Source organism: Lachnoclostridium sp., assembly GCF_031997925.1.
In the GTDB taxonomy this organism is placed as follows: Bacteria; Bacillota; Clostridia; order Lachnospirales; family Lachnospiraceae; genus Lachnoclostridium.
The window spans coordinates 11,582-12,361 of the sequence record NZ_DAMADT010000055.1 but is presented as its reverse complement, the minus strand read 5'-3'; the positions used below and the strand labels follow the sequence as shown (position 1 = coordinate 12,361).

Annotated in this window: 2 protein-coding genes; one reads left to right on the top strand and one right to left on the bottom strand. The window is 31.5% G+C overall.

Annotated elements, in window-relative coordinates:
* Positions 1–224 (bottom strand): linear amide C-N hydrolase (locus RTP52_RS19945; RefSeq protein ID WP_312373123.1); only part of this gene is annotated, 224 nt, incomplete at its 3' end.
* A gap of 315 nt (positions 225–539) precedes the next feature.
* Between RTP52_RS19945 and RTP52_RS19940 the strand changes: the two genes are divergently transcribed.
* Positions 540–780: MerR family transcriptional regulator (locus tag RTP52_RS19940; RefSeq protein WP_312373120.1), on the top strand; the 241-nt coding region annotated here is incomplete at its 3' end.

Here is a 780-nt window from a genome sequence, read left to right as displayed (position 1 = left end):
CCATTTTCGTTAACTCCATCTAAAAATCCGAGCAATCCATCGCTTTCCTGGCCTATTCCAATAAAGCTATAATAATCATGAAAATTTTTCATTGTAAGAATATTTTTCCATTCATTGTTTTTAGGTACTTTATAAATAGCTGGTTCGATGCAGTATGAAAAGTCCATAGTTCTTCCAAAAAAATTTACATTCTCTAAAGATTGCAGGGTCATAGCTGTACACATATTTATTCCCTCTCTTATTTTCAATATTCTTTAACCAAATGTTTAGATTATGGCTTCTTAAAGAAATAGTTGAAGAATTCTAACATCAATCATTTCATTAAGGTTAATTCTATGTAGTGAATCGATATGGCATCATTACTAATATATTTCTAACGAATCCAATACATTCGCTCTTTATACTAGTGGTGATGACGAAATAATGCTTTCTATAAATTAAGGGACTTTATTTTAAATATTATCTATTGACTCTGACATTATGGTATACTCTATACTGGTGTTGAGCTCAAAAATACACATATATGTGAGGTACGATAAATGCTTAGAATAGGCGATTTTTCAAAATTATCAAGGATTAGTATTCGAATGCTAAGGCATTATGATGAAATCGGATTGTTAGTACCAGAAAATATTGATGTCTTGACCAACTATCGATATTATAGTGAATGTCAGCTACCTATTGCAGATCGAATCACAGCTCTGAAAGACATGGGATTTAGTCTTGCCTCGATTTTAGAAATTCTTAAGAACTATGAGGATTCCAAGGCATTAGCTCGCT